Source organism: Aeromicrobium stalagmiti, from assembly GCF_013283745.1.
Classification (GTDB): Bacteria; Actinomycetota; Actinomycetes; order Propionibacteriales; family Nocardioidaceae; genus Aeromicrobium; species Aeromicrobium stalagmiti.
The window spans coordinates 612,115-633,354 of the sequence record NZ_JABSTZ010000001.1; the positions used below are offsets into that span (position 1 = coordinate 612,115).

20 protein-coding genes are annotated in these 21,240 nt (G+C 72.5%); 10 read left to right on the plus strand and 10 right to left on the minus strand.

Features of this window, described 5'->3' with window-relative positions; all coding sequences use genetic code 11:
• Positions 1-2: 2 nt before the first annotated feature.
• From hutI to hutH, 5 genes are read right to left on the minus strand one after another with little or no spacing between them, the layout of a single operon-like run.
• Entirely contained in the window at positions 3-1,130 is a 1,128-nt protein-coding gene (gene hutI, locus HQK15_RS02960) for an imidazolonepropionase (RefSeq protein ID WP_173489931.1), read from the minus strand.
• Positions 1,127-2,242 carry a formimidoylglutamate deiminase gene (locus HQK15_RS02965; protein ID WP_367649039.1) on the minus strand — a complete coding sequence of 372 codons (1,116 nt, stop codon included), beginning with the start codon at positions 2,240-2,242 and terminating at the stop codon, positions 1,127-1,129. The genes hutI and HQK15_RS02965 overlap by 4 nt, the downstream gene beginning before the upstream one ends.
• Positions 2,239-3,414, minus strand: a complete 1,176-nt coding sequence (locus HQK15_RS02970) for an allantoate amidohydrolase (RefSeq protein ID WP_173491058.1) — start codon at positions 3,412-3,414, stop codon at positions 2,239-2,241. The genes HQK15_RS02965 and HQK15_RS02970 overlap by 4 nt, the downstream gene beginning before the upstream one ends.
• Complete coding sequence (hutU, locus tag HQK15_RS02975) at positions 3,414-5,063, minus strand: urocanate hydratase (RefSeq protein WP_173489932.1); 1,650 nt, start codon at positions 5,061-5,063, stop codon at positions 3,414-3,416. Before hutU ends, HQK15_RS02970 begins: the two co-directional genes overlap by 1 nt.
• Positions 5,060-6,583, minus strand: a complete 1,524-nt coding sequence (hutH, locus tag HQK15_RS02980; protein WP_173489933.1) for a histidine ammonia-lyase — start codon at positions 6,581-6,583, stop codon at positions 5,060-5,062. Before hutH ends, hutU begins: the two co-directional genes overlap by 4 nt.
• A 79-nt stretch (positions 6,584-6,662) precedes the next feature.
• On the opposite strand from hutH, the gene HQK15_RS02985 reads away from it, so the two are divergent.
• The 5 genes from HQK15_RS02985 to HQK15_RS03005 all read left to right on the plus strand — a co-directional run bounded on the left by HQK15_RS02985 (position 6,663) and on the right by HQK15_RS03005 (position 12,907).
• Positions 6,663-7,403, plus strand: a complete 741-nt coding sequence (locus tag HQK15_RS02985; RefSeq protein ID WP_173489934.1) for an IclR family transcriptional regulator — start codon at positions 6,663-6,665, stop codon at positions 7,401-7,403.
• 60 nt (positions 7,404-7,463) lie between these two features.
• Positions 7,464-8,711, plus strand: a complete 1,248-nt coding sequence (locus tag HQK15_RS02990) for a uracil-xanthine permease family protein (RefSeq protein WP_367649040.1) — start codon at positions 7,464-7,466, stop codon at positions 8,709-8,711.
• A gap of 102 nt (positions 8,712-8,813) precedes the next feature.
• Positions 8,814-10,622 (plus strand): CocE/NonD family hydrolase, encoded by a 1,809-nt coding sequence (locus HQK15_RS02995; RefSeq protein ID WP_173489935.1) that lies wholly within the window; start codon positions 8,814-8,816, stop codon positions 10,620-10,622.
• Between the two features lie 116 nt (positions 10,623-10,738).
• A complete protein-coding gene (locus HQK15_RS18755) occupies positions 10,739-12,133 on the plus strand; it encodes a CARDB domain-containing protein (protein WP_173489936.1) in 1,395 nt (464 codons plus the stop codon).
• A 21-nt stretch (positions 12,134-12,154) separates the two neighbouring features.
• Positions 12,155-12,907 carry a MarR family transcriptional regulator gene (locus HQK15_RS03005; RefSeq protein ID WP_173489937.1) on the plus strand — a complete coding sequence of 251 codons (753 nt, stop codon included), beginning with the start codon at positions 12,155-12,157 and terminating at the stop codon, positions 12,905-12,907.
• Between the two features lie 25 nt (positions 12,908-12,932).
• Here the strand turns inward: HQK15_RS03005 and HQK15_RS03010 are convergent, their stop codons facing one another.
• Together HQK15_RS03010 and HQK15_RS03015 are read right to left on the minus strand one after the other, a co-directional pair.
• Complete coding sequence (locus HQK15_RS03010) at positions 12,933-13,748, minus strand: ABC-2 transporter permease family protein (protein WP_173489938.1); 816 nt, start codon at positions 13,746-13,748, stop codon at positions 12,933-12,935.
• A complete protein-coding gene (locus HQK15_RS03015) occupies positions 13,745-14,668 on the minus strand; it encodes an ABC transporter ATP-binding protein (protein ID WP_173489939.1) in 924 nt (307 codons plus the stop codon). The genes HQK15_RS03010 and HQK15_RS03015 overlap by 4 nt, the downstream gene beginning before the upstream one ends.
• 141 nt (positions 14,669-14,809) lie before the next feature.
• Here HQK15_RS03015 and HQK15_RS03020 point away from each other — a divergent pair, with 141 nt between their 5' ends.
• From HQK15_RS03020 to HQK15_RS03030, 3 genes are read left to right on the plus strand one after another with little or no spacing between them, the layout of a single operon-like run.
• The gene (locus HQK15_RS03020; RefSeq protein WP_173489940.1) at positions 14,810-16,021 is read left to right on the plus strand and encodes an AGE family epimerase/isomerase; all 1,212 of its coding nucleotides are present in this window, start codon (positions 14,810-14,812) and stop codon (positions 16,019-16,021) included.
• Positions 16,018-16,908 carry a carbohydrate kinase family protein gene (locus HQK15_RS03025; protein ID WP_173489941.1) on the plus strand — a complete coding sequence of 297 codons (891 nt, stop codon included), beginning with the start codon at positions 16,018-16,020 and terminating at the stop codon, positions 16,906-16,908. Before HQK15_RS03020 ends, HQK15_RS03025 begins: the two co-directional genes overlap by 4 nt.
• Complete coding sequence (locus tag HQK15_RS03030; RefSeq protein ID WP_217361327.1) at positions 16,905-17,657, plus strand: alpha/beta fold hydrolase; 753 nt, start codon at positions 16,905-16,907, stop codon at positions 17,655-17,657. The genes HQK15_RS03025 and HQK15_RS03030 overlap by 4 nt, the downstream gene beginning before the upstream one ends.
• On the opposite strand, the gene HQK15_RS03035 is transcribed toward HQK15_RS03030, so the two are convergent.
• From HQK15_RS03035 to dcd, 3 genes are all read right to left on the minus strand, one after another.
• Complete coding sequence (locus tag HQK15_RS03035) at positions 17,654-18,478, minus strand: carbohydrate kinase family protein (RefSeq protein ID WP_173489942.1); 825 nt, start codon at positions 18,476-18,478, stop codon at positions 17,654-17,656. The genes HQK15_RS03030 and HQK15_RS03035 overlap by 4 nt on opposite strands.
• A gap of 1 nt (position 18,479) precedes the next feature.
• A complete protein-coding gene (locus tag HQK15_RS03040; RefSeq protein ID WP_173489943.1) occupies positions 18,480-19,388 on the minus strand; it encodes a pseudouridine-5'-phosphate glycosidase in 909 nt (302 codons plus the stop codon).
• 117 nt (positions 19,389-19,505) lie between these two features.
• Positions 19,506-20,081, minus strand: coding sequence for a dCTP deaminase (gene dcd, locus HQK15_RS03045; RefSeq protein ID WP_173489944.1), 576 nt, complete (start codon positions 20,079-20,081; stop codon positions 19,506-19,508).
• 50 nt (positions 20,082-20,131) lie between these two features.
• Between dcd and HQK15_RS03050 the strand changes: the two genes are divergently transcribed.
• Both HQK15_RS03050 and HQK15_RS03055 read left to right on the plus strand, forming a co-directional pair.
• Positions 20,132-20,713, plus strand: a complete 582-nt coding sequence (locus HQK15_RS03050) for a dihydrofolate reductase family protein (RefSeq protein WP_173489945.1) — start codon at positions 20,132-20,134, stop codon at positions 20,711-20,713.
• The gene (locus tag HQK15_RS03055; protein WP_367649041.1) at positions 20,710-21,177 is read left to right on the plus strand and encodes a GNAT family N-acetyltransferase; all 468 of its coding nucleotides are present in this window, start codon (positions 20,710-20,712) and stop codon (positions 21,175-21,177) included. The genes HQK15_RS03050 and HQK15_RS03055 overlap by 4 nt, the downstream gene beginning before the upstream one ends.
• Positions 21,178-21,240: the final 63 nt, after the last annotated feature.

Below are 21,240 nucleotides of genomic sequence, written 5' to 3' on the forward strand. Positions count from 1 at the left end.
GGTCAGCCGACCTCCGCGACGAGCGGGACGCCGGGCCGGTAGGCCAGGTGCACCGCGGACGGCGCGGCGAGCACCACGTGGTCGGCACGCGCTCCGACCCGCAGGTGCCCGACGTCGTCGCGCCGGAGCGACGCGGCCCCGCCCATGGTCGCGGCGTGCAGCGCCTCGAGCGGGGTCATCCCCATCTCGCGCACGGCCAGGGCGATGCAGAACGGCATCGACGAGGTGTAGGAGCTGCCGGGGTTGCAGTCGGTCGCGATCGAGACCGTCACCCCGGCGTCGAGGAGGTGTCGCGCGTCGGGATAGGGCTGCCGGGTCGAGAACTCGACGCCCGGGAGAAGACCGGCGACCGTGGTCGATCCCGCGAGCGCGTCGACGTCGGCATCGCTGAGGTGGGTGCAGTGGTCGGCGGCGGCCGCCCCGAGCTCGACGGCCAGCCGCACGCCGGGGCCGGGTCCGAGCTGGTTGGCGTGGATCCGTGGCAGCAGGCCGGCGGCGATGCCCGCCGTCAGCACGGTGCGGGCCTCGTCGACCCCGAAGGCCCCGTCCTCGCAGAACACGTCGATCCACCGGGCGCGGGGTGCGCAGGCCTGGAGCATCTCGCCCGTGACCAGGTCGACGTACGCCGCCATGTCGGACCCGTCCGGCACCACGTGGGCCCCGAGGTAGGTCGTCTCGGCCGTGAAGGCCCCGGCGATCTCCAGCGACCGGGCCTCGTCGCGCACCGTCAACCCGTAGCCGCTCTTGATCTCGACGGTCGTCGTGCCCTGCGCCCGCATCTCGGCGACGTGGCGCCGGACGGTCGCCGCGAGCTGCTCGTCGGAGGCCGCCCGGGTCGCCGCGACCGTGGTGCGGATGCCTCCGGCGGCGTAGGACTGCCCGCTCATCCTCGCCTCGAACTCGGCCGACCGGTCACCCGCGAAGACCAGGTGGGAGTGGGAGTCGACGAATCCGGGGATGACGGCCGCGCCGCCAACGTCGCGCACGGTGTCGGCCGCGGGCGCCGCGGCGCGGGGGCCCGTCCAGGCGACCCTGCCATCGTCGACGACCATCGCGGCGTCGCGGAGGACCGGCCGCTCGACGTCCCACGTGACGAGCTCACCGATGTTGGTGACCAGCAGCGTCGTCATGTGCGGCTCCAGCAGACGTCGATGGCGCGCGCCAGACGGTCCGCGACGTCGGCGGGGTCGTGCTCGGGGACGACGTCGGATGCCGTCGCCGCCCACAGCACCTCGGTGGCACCCGCGGTGCGCACGGACGGGGCAAGCTCGATCGGTGCAGGCTCGGCCAGGCCGAGCGACGTGTGACCGGTCGAGGTCGCGGCGGCCCACAGCTGGTCGGCGCTCCAGGCGCCTCGACGGCCCGACCGCAGGCGTTCGTGCATCTCAAGGGCCCGGGCCTCGACGAACGGGTCGATCACGGTGTTGCTGTCGGACCCGAGCGTCAGGCGGACGCCGGCCTCGCGCAGCGCGACGGAGGGGCCGATGCCGTCGGCGAGCTCGGCCTCGGTGGTCGGGCAGAGGCAGACGTACGCCCGCGCCGCGCCGAGCGTCGCGATGTCGTCGGGCGTCAGGTGGGTCGCATGGACGGCGGTCGTGCGCGGGGTCCACACGCCGGCCTCGCCGAGCAGGGCCACAGGGGTGAGCCCCGTGGCGGCCAGGCACGCCTGGTTCTCGACCGGCTGCTCGGAGACGTGGACGTGCAGCGGGGCGTCCGGCAGTGCCGACGCGACGACCGACAGCTGGTCGCGGGGCACGGCGCGCACCGAGTGGATCGCGGCGCCGACCACGACGTCGGCGTCGCCCGCATGCTTCTGCGCCAAGGCCTCGACACGGCCCGCCCACGCCTGCGCGTCACCGTCGCTGAAGCGGCGCTGCACCCCCTCGGGCGGGCGTCCGACCCCGGCGGCGAGGTAGCAGGTGTCGAGCAGGGCGATGCCCAGACCGGCCTCGCGGGCAGCCGCGATCAGCGCCTCGCCCATCGCGTTGGGGTCGTCGTAGGGCACTCCGCCCGCACCGTGGTGCACGTAGTGGAACTCCCCCACGCTGCGGATGCCCGCCAGGTGCATCTCGGCATAGGTCGCGGCGGCGAGCTCGAACATCAGGTCGGGGTCGAGCACTCCGGCCAGGGCGTACATCCGGTCACGCCAGCTCCAGAACGAGTCAGCGCCGGTCACGCGCCCGCGCAGCGCACGGTGGAAGGCGTGGCTGTGGCAGCTGGCGAACGCCGGGACGGTCGTCACGAGGCCAGCTCCCTCATCACGGCGGCGAGCGCCACGACCCCGGCCTCGCAGTCGCCGTCGTCGGCGTGCTCGACGGGCGAGTGGGAGACGCCGGTCGGGTTGCGGACGAACAGCATCGCGGTCGGCACGTGGGCACTGAGCACCCCGGCGTCGTGACCGGCTCCCGTCGGCAGCACGGGGGCGTCGAGCAGCTCGGCGAGACGGTCGCGGAGCGGCACGTCGAAGTCGACGGCGGGGCTCACCGACTCCGCGGTGACCTCGACCGAGGTGCCGTCGAGGTCGCTCGCTGCCCGCGCCTCGGCCACGACCTGCTCGACCAGGTGCTCGAGCGACTCGTCGTCGGACGCCCGCGCGTCGAGCCAGGCGCGGACCCGGGACGGGATCGCGTTGGTGCCACCGGGCTCCACCTCGAGGCGTCCGAACGTGGCCCGCGCCGATGCCTCGGTCGCCAGCCGTCGCGACGCCAGCACCGTGGCGGCATACGCCTGCATGGGGTCGTGACGGTCCTGCATCAGCGTCGCGCCCGCGTGGTTGGCCTCGCCGCAGAAGTCGAGTCGCCACCGGCCGTGCGGCCAGATCGCCGTGGCGACGCCGACCGGTGCACCGGAGTGCACGAGCGACCGCCCCTGCTCGACGTGCAGCTCGACGAACGTGCCGATGTCACCCAGCCAGTCGGCCCGTCCCACCGCCCGCGGGTCGCGCCCCCGAGCGGCCATGACCTCGGCCATCGTCAGGCCGTCACGGTCCTTCTGGGCCAGCGCGCGGTCGGCCGCGAGCGCGCCGGTGACCAGCTGGGACCCGGCGCACGCGATGCCGAAGCGTGCACCCTCCTCGTCGGCGAAGCTGCCGACGACCACGGGCCTCGACGGGGTGAAGCCGTCGGCCCGCAGCCGGTCGATCGCGGCGAACGACGACACCACGCCGAGCGGTCCGTCGTACGCCCCGCCGTCGGGCACCGAGTCCAGGTGCGAGCCGGTCAGCAGCGCGTCGGGGCCCGGCGAGCCCCACCAGGCGAGCTGGTTGCCGTTGCCGTCCTCGACGACGTCCATGCCCCGAGCGGCTGCCTCGCCGACGAACCACTCGCGCAGCAGCATGTCGGCGTCGTTCCAGACATGTCGGCGGTAGCCACCCGTCGTCGGGTCGCGGCCGATGCCGGCGAGGTCGGCGAGCATCACGTCGCCATCGGCACCCGGAGGCCCCGCTCCTGCGCGACCTCGGTGGCGCGCTCGTAGCCGGCGTCGACGTGCCGCATCACGCCCGTGCCGGGATCGTTGACGAGCACCCGCTCGATCTTCTGCGCGGCGAGCGCGGTGCCGTCGGCGACGATGACCTGACCGGCGTGGATCGACCGACCGATGCCCACACCGCCACCGTGGTGCAGCGAGACCCAGGTCGCTCCCGACGCCGTGTTGAGCAGGGCGTTGAGCAGCGGCCAGTCGGCGATCGCGTCGGAGCCGTCGGCCATCGCCTCGGTCTCCCGGTACGGCGAGGCCACCGAGCCGGAGTCGAGGTGGTCACGACCGATCACGACCGGGGCGCTGAGCTCGCCGGAGGCGACCATCTCGTTGAACCTCAGCCCGGCGAGGTGCCGCTCCTGGTAGCCGAGCCAGCAGATCCGCGCCGGGAGGCCCTCGAAGTGGACCTTCTCCTGGGCCTGCGTGATCCAGCGGGCCAGGTGCTCGTCGTCCGGGAACAGCTCGAGGATCGCCCGGTCGGTCGCCGCGATGTCGGCCGGGTCGCCCGAGAGCGCGGCCCACCGGAACGGGCCCTTGCCTTCGCAGAACAACGGACGGATGTAGGCCGGCACGAAGCCCGGGAAGGCGAACGCCCGATCAAAGCCGCCGAGACGGGCCTCCTGGCGGATCGAGTTGCCGTAGTCGAAGACCTCGGCCCCGGCGTCCATGAACCCGACCATGGCCCGCACCTGCCGGGTCATCGACGCACGGGCGCGCTCGGTGAACCCCTCGGGATCGCGCTCGGCCTCGGCCTTCCAGCCGGCGACCGAGATGCCCTCGGGGAGATAGCTCAGGGGATCGTGGGCGCTGGTCTGGTCGGTCACGATGTCGATCGGCGTGCCGCGCTCGAGCAGCTCGGTGAACACCGTCGCGGCGTTGCCGACGATCCCCACCGACAGCGCGCGGCGCTCGGCCTTGGCGGAGACGGCGCGCTCGACGGCCTCGTCGAGATCGGTGAAGTACTCGTCGAGGTAGCCGTGCTTGACGCGGCGCTCGAGGCGGGACTCGTCGACGTCGACGACCAGCGCGACGCCCTCGTTCATCGTCACGGCGAGGGGCTGGGCACCGCCCATGCCGCCGGCGCCGCCCGTGAGGGTCAGCGTCCCGGCGAGCGTGCCGCCGAACCGCTTGCGAGCGACCGCCCCGAAGGTCTCGTACGTCCCCTGCAGGATGCCCTGCGTGCCGATGTAGATCCACGAGCCGGCCGTCATCTGGCCGTACATCGTCAGGCCCTCGGCCTCCAGCTTGCGGAACTCGGGCCAGGTCGCCCAGTCGCCGACGAGGTTGGAGTTGGCGATCAGCACCCGCGGAGCCCACTCGTGCGTGCGGAACACGCCGACCGGCTTGCCCGACTGCACCAGCAGCGTCTCGTCGTCCGCGAGCGTCTCGAGCGTGCGGACGATCGCGTCGTACGCCTCCCAGCTGCGGGCCGCCTTGCCCGTTCCGCCGTAGACGACGAGGTCGTCGGGCCGCTCGGCCACCTCGGGGTCGAGGTTGTTCATCAGCATGCGCAGCGGCGCCTCGGTCTGCCACGACCTCGCGGTCAGGGTCGTGCCTCGGGCGGCGCGGACGGTCGGACGGGTCATGACAGTTCTCCTTGGGCAGCGGCGAGGAGGGCGCCGGAGCGGACGAGCTCCGTCGCGGCCTCGATGTCGGGTGAGAGGTGGCGATCGGGCCCCGGCCCGTCGACGGTCGTGCGGAGCACCGTGATCGCGGCACCGGTCGCGGGCGACGGCTCTAGCGGCGCGCGCAGGTCGATGCCGCGGGCAGCCGTCATGATCTCGATCGCGAGCACCCGGGTCAGCAGGTCGACGGACGTGCGCAGCTTGCGCGCCGCCGCCCATCCCATCGACACGTGGTCCTCCTGCATCGCGCTCGACGGGATCGAGTCGACGCTCGCGGGGGCGGCCAGCCGCTTGAGCTCTGACACCATCGCCGCCTGCGTGTACTGCGCGATCATCAGGCCCGAGTCGACGCCCGGGTCGTCGGCGAGGAACGGCGGCAGGCCCTGGCTCCTGGCGGCGTCGAGGAACCGGTCGGTCCGGCGCTCGCTCATGCTGGCGACGTCGGCGACCGGGATCGCGAGGAAGTCGAGCACGTACGCCAGCGGCGCCCCGTGGAAGTTGCCGTGCGACTCGATGCGACCGTCGCCGAGCACCGAGGGGTTGTCGATCGCCGCGCTGAGCTCGCGGCCCGCGACCGTCGCGGCGTGGTCGAGCGTGTCACGGACGGCGCCGTGCACCTGCGGGGCGCAGCGCAGCGAGTAGGCATCCTGCACACGGCCGTCGCCGACGCGGTGGCTCGCCACGATGGGCGACCCGGCGAGCAGGGACGCCATGTGGGCGGCCGACGCGGCCTGCCCCGGGTGCGGTCGCAGCGCCTGCAGGTCGGCGGCGAGCACGCGGTCGGTGCCCAGCAGGCCCTCGATGCTCATCGCCGCGGCGAGGTCGGCCGTGTCGAGCAGCCGGCGCAGGTCGTGCAGCGCGAGGACGAGCATGCCGAGCATCCCGTCGGTGCCGTTGATCAGGGCGAGGCCCTCCTTCTCGGCCAGCACGACGGGTCGCAGCCCGTGATCGGCGAGCGCCTCGGCGGCGGGCCGCACGACACCGCGGTCGTCCACCTCGCCCTCGCCCATCACGGCGAGCGCGCAGTGCGCCAGCGGAGCCAGGTCGCCGGAGCAGCCGAGGCTGCCGTGCTCCCGCACGACCGGCGTCAGGCCCGCGTTGAGCATCGAGGCGTAGGCCTCGGCGGTCTCGAGCCGCACCCCGGTGTGGCCGCTCGCGAGCGTCGACAGCCGCAGCAGCATCAGTGCGCGCACCACCTCGTCCTCGACCCGCGGGCCCGTGCCGGCGGCGTGCGAGCGGATCAGGCTCTTCTGCAGCTGGGTCCGCAGCGCGGGCTCGATGTGCCGCGTCGCGAGGGCTCCGAAGCCGGTCGAGATGCCATAGACCGGCACGTCGGAGGCCGCGAGGTCGTCGACCCACGCGCGGGCCTGCTTGATCGCGTCCCGCGCGTCGGGGCTCAGCTCGACGCGCTCGCCGTGCCGCGCGACCCGCACGACGTCCTCGGGGGCGATCGCGCCCGTTCCCACCACCACAGCTGCCATGCCTCCATTCGACGTCGCGGACGGGGTTCGCCGCTACGGGCCTGCTGGTGAATGCGTCTCGGATACGAGACACTGAGACGTGCCACGCCCCGTCCCCGCCGCGACCGCGGCGCTCCGCGTGCTGCGCTTCCTGTCCGGGCAGCCGGTGCCGGTGTCGGCGGTGCGCATCGCCGAGGCGCTCGAGCTGCCTCGCTCGTCGGCGTACCACCTGCTCACCGCGATGGCCGACGAGGACTTCGTCGTCCACTACCCCGACGACCGCACCTGGGGCATGGGGATCGCCGCCTGGGAGGTGGGTCACGGCTTCGCCCGTCAGGAGCCGCTCGCCCGCCTCGCCCGGGTGCCGCTGGCGCGGCTCGTCGACCGCGTCGGCCAGTCGGCCCACCTGGTCGTGCTGCACGGCACCGAGGTGCTCTACGTCATCGAGGAGCGGGCGCCCGGTCGGCCGCCGCTGGTGACCGACGTCGGCGTGCGCCTGCCTGCCCACCTGACGGCGTCCGGGCGGGCGATCCTCGCGTCGCTGCCGGGCCCCCAGGTCACGGCGCTCTATCCCGACAAGGCGTCGTTCACGTCGCGCACCGGGTCGGGGCCGCGCTCGCCCACCGAGCTGCGGCGTCTGCTGGCCACCACCCGCCAGCGCGGCTACGCGACCGAGGACGGCGAGGTCACCGCCGGGTTCGCGTCCGTCGCCGCCCCGATCGAGGCCGGCACGATCCACGCCTCCGTCGCCGTGACCTGGCAGAGTCGCGGCGACGTCGGCGACCTGGTCGAGCCGGTGCGCCAGACCGCGGCGGAGATCACGCGACGCCTGCGCCACTGACCCGGCCCACCCCGCCTACGATGTGACCGGCACTGGGCCCGGGCTACGAGAGGACACCGCGTGAGCTGGACGCTGCACGGAGACGGCAAGACCATCGACGAGGGCGACATCGTCCGTCCCGGGGAGCGGCTCTCGTGGCCGCTGACCGTGGGCTTCGGCGGCCAGCACGTCGTCGCGATGTTCGGCGCGACGTTCCTCGTGCCGCTGCTCACCGGGTTCCCGCCCACGACGACGATCTTCTTCTCCGGCGTCGGGACGATGCTGTTCCTGCTGATCACCCGCAACCGGCTGCCGAGCTATCTCGGCTCCTCGTTCGCGTTCATCGCGCCGATCCAGGCCTCGATGCAGTCCGACGACATGGCCGCGGCGCTGTTCGGCCTCGTCGTGACCGGCGTGCTCCTGGCTGTGGTCGGCCTCGTCGTGACCGCCACCGGCACCGGCTGGATCGAGGCGCTGATGCCGCCGGTCGTGACCGGCGCGATCGTCGCGCTGATCGGCCTCAACCTGTCTGGCGTCGCGACCACGAACTTCCAGGCGGGCCCCTGGGTCGCCACGATCACGCTCACGACGATCGTCGTCGTGGCCGTGGCCTTCCGCGGCCTCGTCGCCCGTCTCTCGATCCTCGTCGGCGTGGTCGTCGGCTATGCCGCCGCCGGCATCGGTGGGCAGCTGAGCTTCGACCTGGTCGGCGACGCGGCGTGGGTCGGCTGGCCGGAGTTCACGACCCCCAGCGCCACGTGGTCGGTCGTGCCGATGTTCCTGCCCGTCGTGCTGGTGCTCGTCGCCGAGAACGTGGGTCACGTGCGGAGCGTCGCCCACCTCACCGACGACCCGTCCCTCAACCAGAAGACCGGGCCGGCGCTGCTCGCCGACGGGCTCGCCACGACGATCGCCGGCATCGGCGGAGGCTCGGCCACCACGACGTACGGCGAGAACATCGGCGTCATGACGGCGACGCGCGTCTTCTCCACCGCGGCCTACTGGGTCGCGGCGGTGGTCGCGGTGCTGCTCGGGCTGTCACCGAAGTTCGGGGCCCTGCTCAACACGATCCCAGCCGGCGTCCTCGGCGGCGTGACGGTCGCGCTCTACGGGCTGATCGGGCTGATCGGCGTCAAGATCTGGATCGACAACCACGTCGACTTCTCCCAGCCGATCAACCAGTACCCCGCGGCGATCGCCCTCGTGGTGGGCATCGGCAACCTCACCCTGACGGCGGGCGACATGACCTTCACCGGCATCGCCCTCGGCACCGTCGCAGCCGTCGTCGTCTATCACGCGATGAGCCTGCTGCAGCGCCTGCGCAGCTGACCTCGGGCGGTCCGCGCGCCCCCTGGCGTGACCTGGGACACATCCGCGTCGTTGTTACTCAGGAGTAGGGGGCACGCCCTGCTCGTGAGCCCCAGGAGCAGCATGCGCCGGAACCGCCACGTCCTCCCCCTGGTCGCCGCGGCCGCGATCGCCGCCGGCAGCCTCGCCGCCACGACGCAGACCGCCCAGGCGGCCACGACGGTGACGGTCACGCCCCTGCACTTCAAGGTCAAGGTCGGCGCCGCCGGCGACCAGACCTGCGACATCGTCGGCGACCTCTACACGCCGTCCACCGCGACGTCGAGCAAGCGGGCACCCGCGATCCTCACGACCAACGGCTTCGGCGGGTCCAAGGCCGACCAGGCGGGCATCGGCCAGACCTTCGCCCGTCGAGGCTACGTCGTGCTGTCGTACTCCGGCCTGGGCTTCGGCGGGTCCGGCTGCAGGATCACCCTCGACGACCCCGACATCGACGGCCGGGCCGCCAGCCAGCTGGTGAGCTATCTCGGCGGACGGTCAGGCATCGCGTTCACCGACTCCGCCCACACGCAGGCCGCACCCGCCCTCACCGTCGTCCAGCGCGACAGCGTCGACCACGCCGGCATCCGGTCGGCCAACGACCCGCGGGTCGGCATGGTCGGCGGCTCCTACGGCGGGCAGGTCCAGTACGCCGCCGCGTCGATCGACAAGCGGATCGACACGATCGTCCCGATCATCACGTGGAACGACCTCTCGTACTCCCTGGCGCCCAACAACACGTCGCAGACCTCGGGCGTGAGCACCTCGACGCCCGGTGCCGCGAAGCTCATCTGGGCGCTCGGCTTCTCCGGCCTCGGCATCGCCGACGGGCTCCAGAACCTCCCGACCGACCCGGGACGGCTGGTGGGCTGCCCCAACTTCGCGGCCTTCGTCTGCCCGGCGCTCGTCACGGCCGGCCTCACCGGCACGGTCGACCCGGCGACCACCGGTCACCTGCGGCACGCGTCGGTCGCGAGCTACGTCAAGAAGGTGACCGTCCCGACGCTGGTCATCCAGGGGCAGAGCGACACGCTCTTCAACCTCAACGAGGGGATCGCGACGTACGCCGCACTGCAGAAGCAGGGCACCCCGACCAAGATGATCTGGATCAACGGCGGCCACTCCGGCGCCAACGCGCCCGGTGAGCTGACCTTCGGGTCGCCGGACCCGGCGACCGAGCACGTCTCGCGCCGGGCCGCCGACTGGCTCGACCACTACCTCAAGGGCTCGTCGGTCAGCACGGGTCCGGAGTTCTCCTACTTCCGCGACTGGGTGCCCTACACCGGCATCGCGACGCCGGCCTACGCCTCGACGTCGTCCTTCCCGGTCGGCACCTCCACGACCTACCGCCTCTCGGGCTCGTCCCTGACGACCTCGGCGACGCCGGCCGTCGGCACCCAGAGCTTCGTCACCCCCCTCGCCGGCGTGCCGACCTCCAGCGACCCGCTCGACGTCGTTGGCGACGCGCTGCCCCTGCCCGAGGCCGACCTGCCCGGCACGACCGCGAGCTGGACGACCGGCGGGCTCACGACGCCGCTCGACGTCGTCGGATCCCCGCGGCTGACGCTCAAGGTCAGCTCGCCGACCGCCGCGCTCACCCAGGCGACCGGCCCGACCGGGCAGCTCGTGCTGTTCGCCAAGATCCTCGACGTCGACGCGACCGGCTCGGCCACCCTGGTCCGCAACCTCGTCGCCCCCGTCCGCGTGGCCGACGTCAACAAGCCCTTCACCGTCACGATGCCCGCATTCGTGCATCGCTTCGAGAAGGGGCACCGGCTGCGGCTCGTGGTCGCCGGCGGGTCGACCAACTACCGCGGAGGGCTCGTCCCGAACGCCGTCAGCATCACGACCGGCTCCACCGGGCAGGCGCTGACCCTCCCGGTGGTGCGGTAGGCACTCGCGTCTTGACGTGCTGATTCTGCACGAAACCATGGCGCTACGGCGCCATGTCGTGCACTCTGGTCACGAGACCTGCCGTACCAGCGGCAGACCCACCTCGAGGACCGTCCATGAAGACCACCGCGCGCTGTGCCCTGCTGCTGACCGCCTCCGCCCTGCTGGGCATGACGACGCTGTCGGGCCCGGCCGCGGCTGCGGACCGCCCCAACCTCCAGGTCACGAGCACGTCCACCAGCACCTACTCCAGCGCCGACGGCGCCACGGTGCGGGTCAGGGCCGTCGTCAAGAACGCCGGCAGGAAGACGGCCGGTGAGAGCCAGACGGGTCTCTACCTCTCCCGCGACGGCAACAGGTCGAGCAGCGACAAGCGGCTCGACCGCGAGGCGACCAGGTCCTTGCGCAGGGGGCAGTCGACGACCAAGACGCTGCAGGGCAGCCTGCCCGCGACGGTGGCGGCGGGGACGTGGCGGCTCATCGTCTGCGCCGACACCTCCGCCCAGGTCAGGGAGTCGAGCGAGGCCAACTGCCGGGTCTGGAAGACGTTCACCCGGGGCGCGCCGCCCGCACCGACCACCGGCCCCTCCGGCGGTGTGGCCTCGGTCTGCTCCGGTGCCCTGGCCCTGCGCCCGTACGCGAACGGCATCCAGGCGCCGCCGGCCGGGGTGACGTTCTCGGTCGCGCCCACGACGAGCGGCGCCGTGCCCTGGGCTGCTCCGTCGGTGGGGGTCGAGTGGGACTACCTCACCGACGACACGCCGCCGCACACCGTCGTCACCGTGACCAACACCGGGACGAACGCCGCGACGGGCATCTCGCAGATCACGGCGGGGCCGTGCCAGTTCGACGACAGCCAGGGCGACTTCTGGGGCGTCCTGCAGTCCGGGCCGATCCTGGGCGTCGACCTGGCGAGTCCGTGCGGCAGCTCGATCGCGGCCGGGGCGTCGTGCGACATCGCCATCGGCATGACCGACCCCGTGGCCCGGGGCGGAGCCAACCGCCCCGGCTGGATCCGGATCGAGGGAGCGCAAGACGTCCTCGCCTACTTCCCGGTGAGCGTCTCGTCGACCAGCCAGGGCTACTGGGGCGGGTTCGAGACGCAGCCGGCCTCGAGCTCGTTCAGCAACGCCTCACCCGGTTCCACGCGCTACCGGTACGTGACCGTCACCAACGTCGGCGACCGCGACGCGCTCCCCGTGTTCCGGATCGAGCCCGATCCCGGCACGCCCGACGGAGGCATCGAGGTCGACTCCCCCGACGGCTGGTCGGCGCCGAACGGCTATCCGGCCAAGTGCGGCACGGTCCTCTACGACGCGATCAACGACGTCTACGCACCCGCCACCGCACCCGGGGGCAGCTGCACGATCCGCATCAGGGCCTGCGCGTCCTTGGCCGACCGCAGCTGGTCGGCCGATCTCGTCGCCCGACACCCGGCCGACGAGTCGCAGCGGTCGAGCCGCATCCCGATCACGTTCACCTCCAGCTCCGCCGAGGACGCGTCGTGCTGACGACGGACTAGGGTCGGCACCATGTCGTCCAGCGCACTGCGGGCCCTGCAGATGCTCGAGCTCATCGCCGAGGGACCGATCCGTCAGGCCGACCTGGCCCGCACGATCGGCGCGGACCACGGCGGCGTGTCCCGCACCCTCGCGGCGATGGAGTCCGAGGGCTGGATCGTCCGGATGGGCGGCCTCTACCGCCTCGGCGCCCGATCGGCGGCCTTCGGGGCTCCCCACGAGCAGCTGGAGCTCGCCCGGCGGGCCGACGAGATCGCGCGCCTGCTCAGCGGCATCACGACGATCGCTGCGATCGTGACGCAGCTGCAGTCGTCGTCGATGGTGTCTATCGCGGCCACCGTGCCGCCGCCCTACCAGCCGCTCACGGAGTCCGGCGCGCCTGTTCAGCGCACGTGGCTGACCGCTGCCGGCATCGCGCTGCTCGCCCAGACCCCGCACGACGAGGTCGCCGCGATGCTCGACGGCGACACCTGGGCACCCGTCACCGCCTCGACACCTGCCGACGCCCAGGCCGTCATCGCCCTGGTCGACGCCGCCCGCTCGGGCGAGCCTGTCACCGAGCACGGGTGGACCATCCCCGGCTGCGCGTGCATCGCCCTGCCGTGGAGCGCCGGGGCAGCAGGGGCGCCCACCAGCATCGCGCTGGTCGGCTTCGAGGATGACTTCGACCGTCAGGGTGACCTGCTGCAGGACGTCCTGCGTGCTGCCGTCGCCCCGGGCGCCACCCACGCCGACATCATCAAGGCCGCCGCCACCTCCAGGTGAAGGTGACGGCGGCCCGGTCGACGACTCAGGCGTCGCGGCGACGCAGCATCAGCCACGCCAGCACCAGCAGCGCCGCCACCTCGAGGGAGAACACCCCGAACGCGGGCCACGGGTCGAGCATGTCGGGGATGAACGTCGTCGGGCTGGCGATCTGGAGACCGGCGTTGCCCGGCATGAGCTTCGCAGCCCAGTCGCCGACGCTGCCGGGGATCAGACCCACCAAGGCCTCGACGACGAAGATCTGGGCCAGCACGATCGAGATCGCGGCAGCCGTGTGGCGCACCAGGAAGCCGACCGCGACACCGAGGACGCCCAGACCTGCGAGGAAGAGACCACTGCCGTACATCGCGCGGGCGACGTCGCCCTCCAGCGCGAGGCCGATGCCCTCACGGTCGAGGAAGTAGTTGCCGCCGGCGTAGCCCAGCAGCGCGGTCACCGTCCCGGCGACCATCAGCACCGCTGCCACCAGGACGGCCTTGGCGAGCAGGACCCTGCCGCGCACGGGAGTGGCCGCCAGCGTCGTCCGGATCATCCCGGTGCCGTACTCCGAGCTCGCCGTCAGCACGCCGAGCACCAACGCGCAGACCTGCGCGAGCGTCATGCCGACGGTGATGAACGAGCCCGGCGCCTCGTCGGCGTCACCGCTGGCGAGCCACTCGGCGTTGCCCCAGCACAGGGCCGTCGTCAGACCCGCGCCGAGCACGACCAGGGCGACCACGGTCCACCACGTCGACCGGACGCTCGTCAGCTTGATCCGCTCGGAGCGCAGCACTGCCGTGAAGCCGACCCGGGCCGGAGGCGCAGTCTTCAGCTCGGGCGCCGCCTCGACCTGGGCGGTCATGCCGCGACCGCCTTCGGCTGGGCCTCGGCGTGGTACTCCACGCTGTCGGCGGTCAGGGCCATGAACGCGTCCTCGAGCGACGACCGCACGAGGGTCAGCTCGTGGAGCAGCAGGCCGTTCGAGCCGACGAGCTCGCCGATCGCCGCCGCATCCAGCCCCTGGACCCGGATCTCGTCGTCGACGCGGTTGACCTCGAGGCCTCGTCCCACGAGCAGCGACTCGACGTCCGTGGACTGCGGGGCCTTCACACGGACGTACGACGCGGCGTGATCGGTCATGAACTGCTGCATCGAGCAGTCAGCGAGGATCGTGCCGCGGCCGATGACGATGAGGTGGTCCGCCATCAGGGCCATCTCCGACATCAGGTGGCTCGAGACGAAGACCGTCCGTCCCTCGTCGGCGAGCTGTCGCGCGAGCTGCCGCACCCATCGGATGCCCTCGGGGTCGAGCCCGTTGACGGGCTCGTCGAGGACCACGACCGGCGGATCGCCCAGCAGCGCCGACGCGATGCCGAGCCGCTGGCCCATGCCGAGCGAGAACCGGCCGGCTCGCTGACCGGCCACGGTGTCGAGGCCGACCTGCTCCAGCACCTCGCCGACGCGGGTGGTCCGGATGCCGTTGCTCGCGGCCATCCAGCGCAGGTGGTCGCGGGCCGAGCGGCCCGGATGGATCGCGTGGGCCTCGAGCAGCGCGCCGATCTCGCGCAGCGGGGCGGGCGAGGAGCCGTAGCGGTGGCCGTTGACGGTCACCGTTCCCCTGGTCGGCGCGTCCAGGCCGAGGATCATGCGCATCGTCGTGGACTTGCCGGCGCCGTTGGGGCCGAGGAAGCCGGTGACGCGACCGGGCTCGACCGTGAAGTCGATGCCGTTGACCGCGGTGCGGTCGCCGTACGTCTTGGTGAGTGCCTGGGCGCGGATCATGCCGACCGCCCCGCCGTCTGGTGTGAAGTCATGGCTCCAGCCTGGCGGCCGGGGGACTGTCCCGGCATCGGGGAACGACCCCTGACCTCCCCTGACCCGACCCTGACCCGCGACCGCCCCGAACGCGGATACCGTGGTGCCATGACCGACGACTCACCCGGAAGCGCGACCTGGCGACACTCGGCCAGAGCGGACCTGCTCGCGTTCGCCCGCCGGTCAGAACGATCCGACGGCGGCTTCATCTGGCTCGACGACAGCGGCAACCCCGACCCCGACAAGCACCTCGAGCTGTGGATCAACGCCCGGATGACGTACGTCTTCGCGCTGGCCCACCTGGCGGGTGCCAGCGACGTGCTGCGGCTCGTCGAGCACGGGGTCACCGCCTTGTCGACCCTCTTCCACGACGACGTCAACGGCGGCTGGTACGACGAGGTCGACTTCGACGGCGTCCCGGCCGACACCGACAAGCGCTGCTACGGCCACGCCCACGTCCTGCTCGCCGCGACGGTGGCCGTCCGCGCCGGGGCCGAGGGGGCGAAGGCCCTGCTCGACGAGGCCGCCGACGTCCACGCCCGGCACTTCTGGGACGCCGAGTCCGGTCGCTGCGTCGAGGAGATCAGCGAGGACTGGACGAAGGTCGACAACTACCGCGGCGCCAACAGCAACATGCACACCGTCGAGGCCTATCTGTTCGCCGCCGACGTGACCGGACAGCCGGTCTGGGAGCAGCGCGCCCTCGCGATCTGCGAGCGGATCATCGGCATCCACGCCCGCTCGCACGGCTGGCGCATCCCCGAGCACTACGACCACGACTGGACGCCGGTGCCGGAGTTCAACCTCGAGAGCCCGGCCGACCCGTTCCGGCCGTTCGGCGCGACCCCGGGGCACGCGTTCGAGTGGTCCCGCCTGATCCTGCAGCTCGAGGCCGGTCTCGACGACCCGAAGCCGTGGATGCGCGAGGCCGCCGAGGCGTTGTTCGCCCAGGCCGTCGAGGACACCGCCGAGGACGACACCCCGGGCCTGGCCTACACGACCGACTGGCACGGCGAGCCGATCGTGCGCGAGCGTTTCCACTGGGTCATCTCCGAGGCCGTGCTCGCCGCCGAGGCCCTGCACACCGCGACCGGCAAGGCCCTCTACGCGGGCCTCGCCTCCCGCTGGTGGTCCGAGATCGCTGCGCACTTCGTGGACGACACCACCGGCTCGTGGCACCACGAGCTCGCACCGTCCATGCGGCAGTCGACCCGCACCTGGCGCGGCAAGCCCGACGCCTACCACGCGTTCAACGCGCTGACGCTGCCCGACCTGCCGCTGTCGCCGAGCCCGGCCATGACGCTCGGGGCCGCGTCATGACGGTCCTCGTGATCGGCGAGGCTCTCGTCGACGTCGTCCAGCGCGACGGCCGTGACCCGGAGCCCCACGCCGGCGGCTCCCCGTTCAACGTCGCGGTCGGCCTGGCCCGTCTCGACGTCCCGACCCGTCTGGCCGCCCAGGTCGCCCCCGACGCCTACGGCGACCTGCTCCGCGTCCACCTGCACGACTCCGACGTCGAGCTCGTGGCCCTCGACCCGACGCCAGAGCGCACGTCGTCGGCCGTGGCGACCCTCGCCGACGACGGCAGCGCGAGCTATCAGTTCGACCTGACCTGGGACCCCGCCACCCTGCCCGATCCCGCCGACTTCGAGGCGATCCACGTCGGGTCGCTCGGCACGTCGCTCGAGCCCGGGGCGTCGCTCGTCGCGGATCTCGTCGTCAGCGCCGACGCCCTCGGCATCCCCGTCTCGTACGACCCCAACGTCAGGCTCACGGTCGACCCCGATCCCGCGGTCTGGCGGCGCGTGTTCGAGACGATCGCCCCGCACGCGGCGATCGTCAAGATGAGCGACGAGGACGCCGCGGCGCTCTTCCCGGACGAGGCGCCCGCCGACCTCGTGCGACGACTGGCAGCCGACGGCGGCATCGTCGCCGTCACGCTCGGCGGCGAGGGTGCGGTCGTCGCCGCCGGCCACGAGGTCGTGACGGTGCCGCCGGCCGAGGTGAGGCTGGTCGACACGATCGGCGCCGGCGACTCGTTCATGGCGGCGATCCTGTCGTGGTGCGCGACGTACGACTGGCCGTCGGCGGCCGAGCTCGACGCGACCGAGCTGCGCGATCTCGCGATGTACGCCTCGAGCGCCGCAGCGATCACCTGCTCACGCCCGGGCGCCGATCCGCCGCGCACCCGCGACCTGACGCCGTGACCGCAGCACCTGCGACCCAGTTCTTCCGCGGGCGTGACGGCGTGCGCCTGGCCTATCGCGAGACGGGCTCCGGGCGACCGCTCGTGCTGCTGCACGGCTTCTTCACGACCGGCAGCCGGGCCTGGGTCTCCAGCGGGCACGCCGCGCTGCTCGCGGCGCACGGGCACCGGGTCGTCATGGTCGACCTGCGCGCGCACGGCGACAGCGCCAAGCTGCACTCGGGCTGGGCCTACCCGCCCGACGTCCTCGCCGACGACCTGCTCGCCCTCGTCCAGCACCTGCGGCTCGACGACTACGACCTCGCCGGCTACTCGCTCGGCGCGCGCACCGTCATCAGCGCCCTGACGCACGGCGCGACCCCGCGGAGGGCGGTCGTCGGCGGCGCGGGGTTCGAGCAGCTCATGCACGCCGCCGGGGCGGGCGACCGGTTCCGGCACGTGCTCGACAATCTTGGCCGCCACGCGTGGGGATCGCGCGACTGGCTGCTCGAGGGATTCCTCAAGAAGGTCGGTGGCGACCCGGTCGCGCTGCTCCGCGTGCTCGACACCCCGGCCGACATCCCCCGGGCTGCGATCGCCGACATCCGCGTGCCGATGCTGGTGGTCGAGGGGTCCGAGGACGATCCCGAGTCGGGGCGACGCCTCGCCGAGCTGCTGCCCGACGCGCGGTTCGTCCAGGTGCCGGGCGACCACTTCGGTGCCTCCGGGGCGCCCGAGCTGGCCGCCGCGATGGTCGAGTTCCTGGCCTAGACGACCGGGCGTGCTCCGCGGACGGCCACGCACGCGCCGGCCGACTCGACCCCAGCGCGCAGGGCCGCGGCAGCGTCCCGGTCGTCGACCCACCGGCTGAGGAAGCCCGCCGCGAACGCGTCGCCGGCACCGACCGTGTCGACGACGTCGGCCTCGACCGCCGCCGCCCGGTGGTCGCCGAGCACGGCACCCGCGGCACCCAGCGTGAGCACCACGCCGTCACCGGTGAGCTGCAGGAACCGCTGCTCGTCCTCGTTGGGCAGCACCAGGTCGGCGCCCGACAGCCACCCCAGCACCGTCTCGCGGCCGGCGGCCTCGAGGAACCCCAGCGAGCTGGGGTCGATGCTGACCCCCACCCCGCGACGCCGCGCCTCCGCGACGAGACCCAGCGCGACGGGCCGCACGCCGTCGTCGAAGAACGAGTAGCCGGTCAGGTGCAGCCACGTCACGTCGTCCCACACGTCGGCCGGCACGTGCTCGGCGGTGAGCGTCGTGTTGGCCGCGCGGTCGACGTACATCGTGCGGTCCGCCGCGTCGTCGAGGGTCAGCACGATCGTGGCGGTCGGCAGGTCGGGGTCGCCGGTGATGCGTGTGTCGACTCCGTAGGCGGTGAGGGCCGCGGTGTGTCGGTCGACTCCGTCTGCACCGCACCGGCCGACGAACCGGACCGGGGCGCCGAGGTGACCGAGCCATGCAGCGACGTTGGCGGCCGAGCCGCCCGCCGTCATGCGGATCTCCGAGACGGTGTCGCTCGCGGCGTTGACCCGGCCCAGCGGACGGACGCCGATGTCGTCGACGAGGTCACCGACGACGAGGATCACGTCAGCGTCCCGCCCACGAGAGCGCGATCTCGCCGGCGACGCGGATGTTGTTCTCGGCGATCTTGAGGTTGACCGCGAGGCTCTCACCGCCGGTCAGTCCGACGATCGTCAGCAGCAGGAAGGGGGTGACCTCCTTGCCCGACAGGCCCTGCTCGTCGGCCATCCGCAGGGCGTCGGCGAGGGCCCGGTCGTGCACCGCGGGGTCGAGCTGCTGCTCGACCGGCAGGGGGTTGGCGACCAGGATGCCAGCCTGCTGGCCGAGGGCGTCGCGGGCCGCCATGACGTCGGCGACCGCCGCGGCGTCGGGCACCGACCAGTCGAGCTCGTGGCCGGAGTCGGTCAGCCAGAAGCTCGGGAACCGGGTGGTGCCGTAGCCGAGCACCGGCACGCTCAGCGTCTCGAGCCGCTCGAGGGTCGCGGGGATGTCGAGGATCGACTTGACCCCGGCCGACACGACCGTGATCGGCACCTGCGACAGGACGGTCAGGTCGGCGGACTCGTCGAACGTCTCGGAGGCCCCCCGGTGCACGCCGCCGAGGCCGCCGGTCGCGAAGACGCGGATGCCCGCGATGTGGGCGATGGACGACGTCGCCGCCACCGTCGTGGCACCGCTGCCGCCGCGGGCCAGGGCGATCGGCAGGTCACGCACGCTCAGCTTGGGGATGTCCTCGCTCGCCACCCGGACGAGCTCGTCGTCGGTCAGGCCCGCCTTGAGCTCGCCGTCGAGCACCGCGATCGTCGCCGGCACGACACCCATGTCGGTGAGCAGCTGCTCGAACCGGCGGGCCGCCTCGAGGTTGTCAGGACGCGGCAGCCCGTGCGAGATGATCGTCGACTCCAGCGCGACGACGGGCCATCCCTCCTCGAGCGCGGACTTCACGGCGGGCGAGATGCTCAGGGGGATCGTCACCCCGTCAGCCTACCGATCGCCGAGTGGCGCAAACCGCTCCGCGAGTGGCGCAATAACCGACGACTCGCCGTCCATTTCCATCACATCTGCGCCACTCGCGGGGCCGGGGGGGTGGGGTCAGATGGTGGTGCGGTGGAAGTTGGCGTGGGAGCGGGACGCCGTGGGGCCGCGCTGACCCTGGTAGCGGGAGCCGTACTTGGTCGAGCCGTAGGGGTTCTCGGCGGGAGACGTCAGGCGGAAGTAGCAGACCTGCCCGATCTTCATGCCCGGGTAGAGCTTGATCGGCAGCGTCGCGACGTTGGCGAGCTCGAGCGTCACGTGCCCCGAGAACCCGGGGTCGATGAAGCCGGCCGTCGAGTGGGTCATCAGGCCCAGTCGGCCCAGCGACGACTTGCCCTCGAGGCGGGCCGCGATGTCGTCGGGCAGGGTCACGAGCTCGTACGTCGACCCGAGCACGAACTCGCCCGGGTGCAGGATGAACGCGTCCTCGCCCTCGACCTCGACCTCGCGGGTCAGGTCGGACTGGTCGGCCGCGGGGTCGATGTGCGGGTACTTGTGGTTGTCGAAGACCCGGAAGAACTTGTCGAGCCGGACGTCGATGCTCGAGGGCTGGATCATCCCCGGGTCGAAGGGGTCGAGGGCCACGCGGCCGGCCTCGATCTCGGCAAGGATGTCGCGGTCTGAGAGGAGCACGAGTCGAAACTAACCTATGGAACGCCACGAGGTACGGCTACCGTCACCACATGGGTCGGCTCGTCTACTCCGTCATCACCTCCCTCGACGGCTACGTCGCCGACCGGGACGGCCGCTTCGACTGGGCCAGGCCCGACGAGCAGGTCCACGCGTTCACCAACGACCTGCTGCGACCGATCGGCACGCACCTCTATGGCCGGCGTCTCTACGACGTGATGGTCGCCTGGGAGACCATGGATGATCCCGAGCCCGTGATGCGTGACTTCGCGCAGCTGTGGCGGGCCGCCGACAAGATCGTCTACTCCCGCACGCTGGCCGAGCCGGGCAGCGCCCGCACCCGGATCGAGCGCGACTTCGACCCCGAGACGGTCCGCGCGCTGGTCGCCGCCTCTGACCGGGACGTCCTCGTGGGCGGGGCCGAGCTCGGCGGCCAGGCCGTCGCGGCCGGGCTGGTCGACGACATCCATGCGATCGTGTGCCCCGTCGTCGTCGGCGGCGGCACCTCGTGGCTGCCCGACGACGTCCGCGTCGACCTCGAGCTCGTGGCGGTCGACCGGTTCGACTGCGGTGTCTTCCATCTCCACCACCGGGTGGTCGGGCCGCCCGACCGGTTCGAGACAATCGAGGCGTGAGCGACTACACGATCCTCGAGGACGATCTGACCGGTGGCGAGGTCGTCGCCCTGCTCGAGCAGCACCTGGCCGAGATGGCCTCCCACACCCCGGCCGAGAGCGTCCACGCGATGCCGGTGGCCCGCCTGTCCGGGCCCGACGTCACGTTCTGGAGCGTCTGGTCCGACGGCCGGATCGCCGGGTGCGGAGCCCTCAAGGAGATCGACCCGCAGCACGCCGAGATCAAGTCGATGCGGGTCGCGGATGACTTCCGGCGCCAGGGCGTCGGCGAGGTCGTCCTGCGGCACCTGCTGACGGCCGCGAAGGACCGTGGCTTCGAGCGGGTCAGCCTCGAGACCGGCTCCAACCCGCCGTTCGACCCGGCCCGGGCGCTCTACGCCCGCCACGGCTTCACGCCGTGCGAGCCGTTCGCCGACTACGTGCTCGACCCGTGGAGCGTCTTCATGACGCTGGAGCTGACGTAGGGTTTCCCCTCCCGTTGTCCCGATCTCGACCCTGCACCGCCGCAACGTCATAACGTCCCGGGT